6 protein-coding genes are annotated in these 7,261 nt (G+C 61.4%); all 6 read left to right on the plus strand.

Going from position 1 to position 7,261, the window contains the following annotated elements; all coding sequences use genetic code 11:
* Window positions 1-2,296: bifunctional [glutamate--ammonia ligase]-adenylyl-L-tyrosine phosphorylase/[glutamate--ammonia-ligase] adenylyltransferase (gene glnE, locus WA157_RS01580; RefSeq protein ID WP_422619285.1), on the plus strand; the 2,296-nt coding region annotated here is incomplete at its 5' end.
* A gap of 153 nt (window positions 2,297-2,449) precedes the next feature.
* Window positions 2,450-4,477 carry a ribonucleoside triphosphate reductase gene (locus WA157_RS01585; protein ID WP_422619286.1) on the plus strand — a complete coding sequence of 676 codons (2,028 nt, stop codon included), beginning with the start codon at window positions 2,450-2,452 and terminating at the stop codon, window positions 4,475-4,477.
* Between the two features lies 1 nt (window position 4,478).
* On the plus strand, window positions 4,479-4,682 hold the full coding sequence (gene nrdD / locus WA157_RS01590; RefSeq protein WP_422619287.1) for an anaerobic ribonucleoside-triphosphate reductase: 204 nt from the start codon (window positions 4,479-4,481) through the stop codon (window positions 4,680-4,682).
* Complete coding sequence (locus tag WA157_RS01595) at window positions 4,627-5,412, plus strand: anaerobic ribonucleoside-triphosphate reductase activating protein (protein ID WP_422619288.1); 786 nt, start codon at window positions 4,627-4,629, stop codon at window positions 5,410-5,412. The genes nrdD and WA157_RS01595 overlap by 56 nt, the downstream gene beginning before the upstream one ends.
* Window positions 5,413-5,491: 79 nt before the next feature.
* Entirely contained in the window at window positions 5,492-6,643 is a 1,152-nt protein-coding gene (locus WA157_RS01600; protein ID WP_422619289.1) for a branched-chain amino acid ABC transporter substrate-binding protein, read from the plus strand.
* A 274-nt stretch (window positions 6,644-6,917) separates the two neighbouring features.
* Window positions 6,918-7,157 (plus strand): hypothetical protein, encoded by a 240-nt coding sequence (locus WA157_RS01605; RefSeq protein ID WP_422619290.1) that lies wholly within the window; start codon window positions 6,918-6,920, stop codon window positions 7,155-7,157.
* The last annotated feature ends 104 nt before the right edge of the window (window positions 7,158-7,261 follow it).

The raw sequence follows: 7,261 nt of genomic DNA on the forward strand, positions 1-7,261 counted from the left end.
GATCTACGTTTACGACGAAGACGGCGACACCGCCGGCGATAGCCAGGGGCGTGGCCGCAGTTCAAATCAGGAATATTTTGCCAAGGCGGTGCGGGCTATTTACGCGTTGGTGGGCGACACCACGGAGCACGGCTTTGTGTTTCGGGTTGATCTGGCGCTGCGACCCAACGGCAATTCAGGGCCACCTGCCGTGTCGCTGGACGCGCTGGAACAATACCTGCATGTGCAGGGCCGGGAGTGGGAGCGATTTGCCTGGCTCAAGAGCCGGGTCGTGGCCCCGCTGGGCTGTGTGGCGGACGGCTCGACCCTGGCCTTGCGCAGCGTGGTGATGCCGTTTGTGTTCCGGCGTTATCTTGACTACAGCGTGTTTGATGCGTTGCGCGTGCTGCACCGGCAGATTCGCGAGCATGCCAGCAAACGCAGCGCCGGGCACCCGGAGCGGGCCAACGACGTCAAGCTGTCGCGCGGCGGCATTCGTGAAATCGAGTTCATTGTTCAATTACTGCAGGTGGTGCGCGGCGGGCAATTTCCCGAGCTCAGAACGCGTGCCACGCTCAGAGCGCTGCCGCGGCTGGTTAAAGCGGGACTGATGCCGAAAAGCACGGCGCAGGCACTGGCCGATGCCTATGTCTTTTTGCGCCAGGTCGAGCACCGTATTCAGTACCTGGACGACCAGCAAACCCATGTGTTGCCCACGCAGGACCAGGACCTGGCCTGGATCGCCAGCACCCTGGGTTTTGCCACCGCGTGCCAGCTCTTGCACCAGCTCGACGCGCACCGCGAAGTGGTGGCCGAAGAATTTGACAAACTGCTCGGCGGCGGGGCGGATCAGAACTGCAAGGGCTGCAACGGGGGCAATGGCGCCAAGTCGGCCGCCGCGCCCGGCTTTGACGACGTGCTGGAACAACTGACGGATCAGTTCCGCCAGCGGGTGGCCAACTGGCGCGAGCACCCGCGGGTGCTGGCTTTGAAAGAAGAATCGCGCACCCGGCTGCTGCGTCTCATTGCGCGCACCGCCCAGTGGGTGCGCGAAGGCCGAGCCACGGAAGCCGCTGCCGTGCGCCTGGTGGACTGGATGGAGCCGCTCTTACGGCGTGAAAGCTACCTGGCCCTGTTGCTGGAGCGACCCAATGTGCACGAGCGCTTGCTGCGCCTGCTCGACGCGGCGCGCTGGCCGGCGCGCTATTTGCTGCTGCACCCGGGGGTGATTGATGAATTGGCCAGCGCCGACTTCCTGGACGAGCGCTTCTCTGCCAGTGACTTCGAGCATGAACTCGATCACCGACGTGCCGCCTTGGCGGGCACCGGCGAAGACGACGACGAGACCCTGCTCAATTTGCTGCGCCGCGCGCACCACGCCGAGGTGTTTCGTACCCTGGCGCGCGATGTGGAAGGCAAGTTGACGGTCGAGGCCGTCGCCGATGACTTGAGTTCACTCGCTGAGGCGGTCCTGCGTGTGACTACCCGCTGGTGCTGGAGTCGCCTGAAGAACAGGCACCGGGAAACACCACAATTTGCCATCATCGCCTACGGCAAGCTCGGCGGCAAGGAACTTGGCTATGGCAGCGATCTTGACCTTGTGTTCGTCTTTGACGACGATGATGAGCGCGCTCCGGAAGTCTATGCCAGCCTGGTGCGCAAATTGATCAACTGGCTGACGGTTAAAACCGGCGAGGGCGACCTGTACGAGATAGACACCGCCTTGCGTCCCAACGGCAATGCCGGGCTCTTGATCACCAGCTTTGACGCCTACGCCAACTACCAGCAGCAGCGTGGCTCTAACACTGCCTGGACCTGGGAGCACCAGGCCATGACGCGGGCCCGGTTTGTGCTGGGCGACGACACGCTGCGCCAGCGTTTTGATGTCATTCGCAAATCGGTTATCTCCGCGCCGCGCCAGGCAGAGGGCCTGAAAACAGAAATCAAGGCGATGCGGGAGCGGCTGCGCGACGCCCATGCTGGCAAAGAGGGGTATTTTGACGTCAAGTACAGCCCCGGCGGCATGATTGATGCGGAATTCGTCATGCAGTATTTGGTGTTGTCGCAGTCGGCGCAGCTACCCGAGTTGCTTGACAACTTGGGCAACATTGCCCTGCTTGAGCGCGCGGAAGTGATGGGCCTGTTGCCCGTCGGTGTCGGCCATGCGGCGGCCAGCGCCTACCGTACCCTGCGCCAGGTGCAGCACCGCGCACGGTTGAATGATGAGCCCTACCAGATTCGTCTGCCGCAACTGCAGGCCGAGCGCGATGCGGTGCTGGCGCTGTGGCACGCGGTGTTCGGCGCCGCGCTCCCTTGAGTCCCGGCCTGGCTGGGTCCGGGTTTGCCCATTTGCTGATTTGGATCAAGCGCAGACAGAAAGATTCTCTTGACAGGGTTAAATCTGCACAAACGCTACATTTAGTGGTTAATATCTTGCTCCGCACTACCTATAGTGTTTTAGGGGAACAAGATGAGCGCAACAAAGCCACCCGTTTTCAGTCACATCATCAAGCGCGACGGCGGCATCAAGCCGTTTGACGGCGCCAAAATAGCCCACGCCCTGGCACGCGCTGCCCAGGTCAGCGGCGAGTTTGACGACACCGAGGCGCAGCGACTGACCCACTACCTGGTGCTTCCCAAAATCAAGGTACACGGTCAAGTCACCCCGCACATTGAGCAGATTCAAGACGCGGTCGAATCCGCCCTGTTCGACGCCGGTTACCCCAAGACGCTGCGCGCCTACATCGTTTATCGCGAGCAGCATCACAAATTGCGCAGCGATCGCAAAACCCTGGTGGACGTGGAGTCCAGCATGAACGAGTACCTGCAGCAGTTGGACTGGCGCGTCAACGCCAATGCCAACCAGGGCTACTCGCTCGGTGGACTGATACTCAACGTCTCGGGCAAGGTCATTGCCAATTACTGGCTCAATCACGTCTACCCGCCCGAAGTCGGCGCCGCGCACCGCAGTGCCGCCCTGCACATCCACGACCTGGACATGCTGGCCGGTTATTGCGCCGGCTGGTCGCTGCGCACGCTGCTGCATGAAGGCCTGAATGGCGTGCCGGGCAAGGTCGAATCGGGGCCCCCAAAGCACCTGTCGAGCGCGGTCGGACAGATCGTCAACTTCCTGGGCACGCTGCAGAACGAATGGGCCGGGGCGCAAGCCTTCAGTTCGTTCGACACCTACATGGCACCTTACATCCGGCAGGACAGCTTGAGCTACGACGAGGTCCGCCAGAGCCTGCAAGAGCTGATCTACAACCTCAATGTGCCCTCGCGTTGGGGCACGCAAACGCCTTTTACCAACCTGACGTTTGACTGGGTCTGTCCGGAAGATTTGCGCGAGCAAATTCCCGTGATTGCGGGAAAGGAGATGGCGTTCAGCTACGGTGAACTGCAGCCTGAGATGGACATGATCAACCGCGCCTACATTGAAATCATGATGGCCGGGGATGCCAAGGGCCGGGTCTTCACCTTCCCGATTCCGACCTACAACATCACCGAAGACTTTGACTGGTACAGCACCAATGCAGAGCTGCTGTTCGAAATGACCGCCAAATACGGTCTGCCCTACTTCCAGAATTTCATCAATTCGGAACTCAAGCCCAACATGATCCGCTCCATGTGCTGCCGCCTGCAACTGGACCTGCGCGAGCTGCTCAAGCGCGGCAACGGCCTGTTCGGCTCGGCCGAGCAGACCGGCTCGCTCGGGGTGGTCACGATCAACTGCGCGCGCTTAGGGTATCTGCACATGGGCGACGAAGCGGCCCTGCTGGCAGCGCTTGACGCCCTGCTGGAGCTGGGCCGGGACAGCCTGGAGATCAAGCGCAAGGTGATCCAGCGCCACATGGACAATGGCCTGTTCCCCTACACCAAGCGCTACCTGGGTACGCTGCGCAACCACTTCTCCACGCTGGGGGTCAACGGCATCAACGAGATGATCCGCAACTTCACGCAGGACAAGTACGACATCAGCGGCGAGTGGGGTCACGCCTTTGCCGTGCGCCTGCTCGACCATGTGCGCGCCCGCATGCTCGAATTCCAGGACCAGACCGGCCACATGTACAACCTGGAGGCCACTCCAGCCGAAGGCACGACCTACCGCTTTGCCAAGGAAGACGCCAAACAGTTCCCGGACATCCTGCAGGCGGGCACCAAGGACATGCCCTACTACACCAACTCCAGCCAACTGCCGGTGGGCTTTACCGACGATCCGTTTGAGGCGCTGGAACTGCAAGACGATCTGCAGCGCAAGTACACCGGCGGCACCGTCTTGCACCTGTACATGACCGAGCCCCTGAGCAGCGCCGAGGCCTGCCGCCAACTGGTCAAGCGTTCGCTGTCGCGTTTTCATCTGCCCTACATCACCGTGACGCCCACCTTCTCGATCTGCCCGAAACATGGCTACCTGGGCGGACGTCATGACTTTTGCCCCAAATGCGACGCCGACCTCATTTCGCGCAAACAACTCGAAACCAATACCCAAGGAGACTGACATGACCGATCTAAGCGAACAACAATTACTGACCCGCCAAGCTGTCGTGCTGCGCGACGACGAACGCCAGCGCTGCGAGGTGTGGACCCGCGTGATGGGCTACCACCGCCCCATGTCGTCCTTCAACACCGGCAAAAAAGGCGAGTTCCATGAGCGCACTTACTTTGATGAGCGCTGCTGCAGCCCGAGTCAGCCCGGCGCCTGATCGGGTCGACGCGTCGGCGGCCGGCGCGCCAGCGCTCACCCTCAAAGTAGGCGGCGTCACGCCGTTCAGCGCGACCGACTATCCCGGCAAACTCGCCGCCGCAGTGTTTGTCCAAGGCTGCCCCTGGCGCTGCGGCTACTGCCACAACCCGCATCTGCAGCCACGCACCGGCAGCAGCCCGGTGTCATGGAGCGCCGTGCTTGACTTATTGAAGCGGCGCGTCGGGCTGATTGATGCCGTCGTCTTCAGCGGCGGCGAGCCGACCATGGACCCCGGTCTGGCAGACGCCATACGTGCGGTGCGCTCACTCGGTTTTGGCGTTGGCCTGCACAGCGCCGGCATGTACCCGCGCCGTTTGGCCGAGGTGTTGGCGCTGGTGGACTGGGTCGGCCTGGACGTCAAGTCTTCATGGCCGGGCTACGACGCCATCACCGGTATCTTTGATAGTGCGCGTCAGGCGCGTGCCGGCGCAGAGTTGGTGCTCGCCAGCGGCATCGCGCACGAATTTCGCACCACGGTGCATCCCGCGCTGCACACCGAAGCCGACATCCTGGCGCTGGCGAAAACCTTGCAGGCCATGGGAGTGCGCCACTATGTGCTGCAGGTATTTCGCGCGACCGGCTGTGGCGATGCCCGGCTCAATGCCGGGTCCACCCTGGGTTACCCCGGCGCCAAGCTGCTGGCCCAGGTGGCGGCCCTGTTTGACAGCTTTACCTTGCGCCAAGCCTGACGGTGCCAAGTAGTAACATCAGCCAATCAGGGTAAACCCTGATCACTTTTGTCCTTATTTGAAAGCTGGATCAATGACCATGAAACTTGCCATCTCTTATCCCATGTCACTTCGCCTGACCGCCGCTGCCGCGTTGGGCCTGACGGCTGTCGTGGCCTTTGCCCAGGATGTCCAGATCGTCCGCATCGCCCACGCCGGCCCAACGTCTGGCGGCATTGCCCATATTGGCAAGGACACCGAAAACGGCGTACGCCTCGCCATCGACGAGCTGAATGCGCAGGCGCTTGTGATTGGCGGCAAGAAGATCAAGTTCGAACTGGCCGCCGAGGACGACGCGGGTGACCCGCGCCAGGCCACCACGGTGGCGCAGAAGCTGTGCGACTCCCATGTGGCGGGCGTGGTGGGCCACCTGCAGTCGGGCACCACCATCCCGGCCTCCATGGTCTACAACAAGTGCGGCCTGCCGCACATCACCGCAGCCGCCACCAACCCGGACGTGACCAAGCACGGCTACCCGACGACGTTTCGCCTGATCGCGAACGACAACGCGCTGGGCGCGGCGCTGGCGTACTTTGCCCATGACGCGCTCAAGCTCAAGACGGTCGCCGTCATCGACGACCGCACGGCTTACGGCCAAGGCCTGGCCGATGTGTTCAAGGCCACGGCCCAGCAAAAGGGCATGCGGATCGTGGCCGAGGAGTTCACCAATGACAAGGCGACCGACTTCATGGCCATCCTGACGGCCATCAAAAGCAAAAAACCCGACGCTATCTTCTACGGCGGCCTCGACGCCCAGGCCGGCCCGATGCTGCGCCAGATGGAACAGCTTGGCATGAGCAATGTCAGATACTTCGGTGGCGACGCCCTGTGCACCGAAAAACTGCCGGAGCTGTCAAGCAAGGCGGGCACATTGAAGAACGTGATCTGCGCCACCGGCGGAGCATCGGTGCAAAAGATGCAGGGCGGCGCTGCCTGGAAGAAGAAGTACGACGCCCGCTTCCCCGGCCAGTTCCAGATCTACAGCCCTTACGCCTACGATGCCACCTTCGTCCTGGCGGACGCCATGAAGCGTGCCAACTCGGTGGACCCCAAGGTCTATGTGCCTTTTATTGGCAAGACCCACTACAAGGGCGTGACCGCCAACATCGCGTTCACGTCCAAAGGCGAGCTGACGAAGCCGAGCGTCACGCTCTACACCTACAAGGACGACGTGCGCGCCGCGCTGAACTGACCGTCTGCGACCCTGCAGGCAATAAAAAAGGACTTGGCATTTCTGCCGATGTCACTGGAAGCATAAATGTGCCGAGCCTGAAAGCAATTGCGTGCCACTTGTTTGCTGGTTCCGAATCAGATTTGACGGGACTGTCGGATCTATACAAGGAGATTGGGTGACAGCCGCAGCGCGAGAATAGCAGTAGTGCTGTTTCGACAAGAAATTGTCAATTGACAAAAACCTGTCAGAAATTGTCGGTTGACGAGCTTCGCCAATCAACCCTGGCAACCGCATGCATGGCGCCAAGGTCATCGAGTTCAAGCCCGACCAGCTCATGGTTCATGCATCCCATGACGGCAAGTACAAATGGATTCGCTACGCTGCTGTTGGATTCGACCCATCGGTAAGGGCCCCACAGCAATCCAAAGAGGTCCTGCCACGCAGAGAAGACTTTGCAGTCGGCGACACAGTGAGCTTCGAGGGGCGCGATCTGATCCGCAAGTTTGGCAATGGCCCAAAGAACCCAACTTGACGACGTCAACAACCCGCTGCACGAAGCCTATGCCTGCCTGCTTGCCAACGGCCTGGACGGCGCTGGCGAAGCCCTGCGCATCCTGGTCAACGAGGCCTCGCGCA

Source organism: Rhodoferax ferrireducens, assembly GCF_049302455.1.
GTDB lineage: Bacteria > Pseudomonadota > Gammaproteobacteria > Burkholderiales > Burkholderiaceae_C > Rhodoferax > Rhodoferax ferrireducens_B.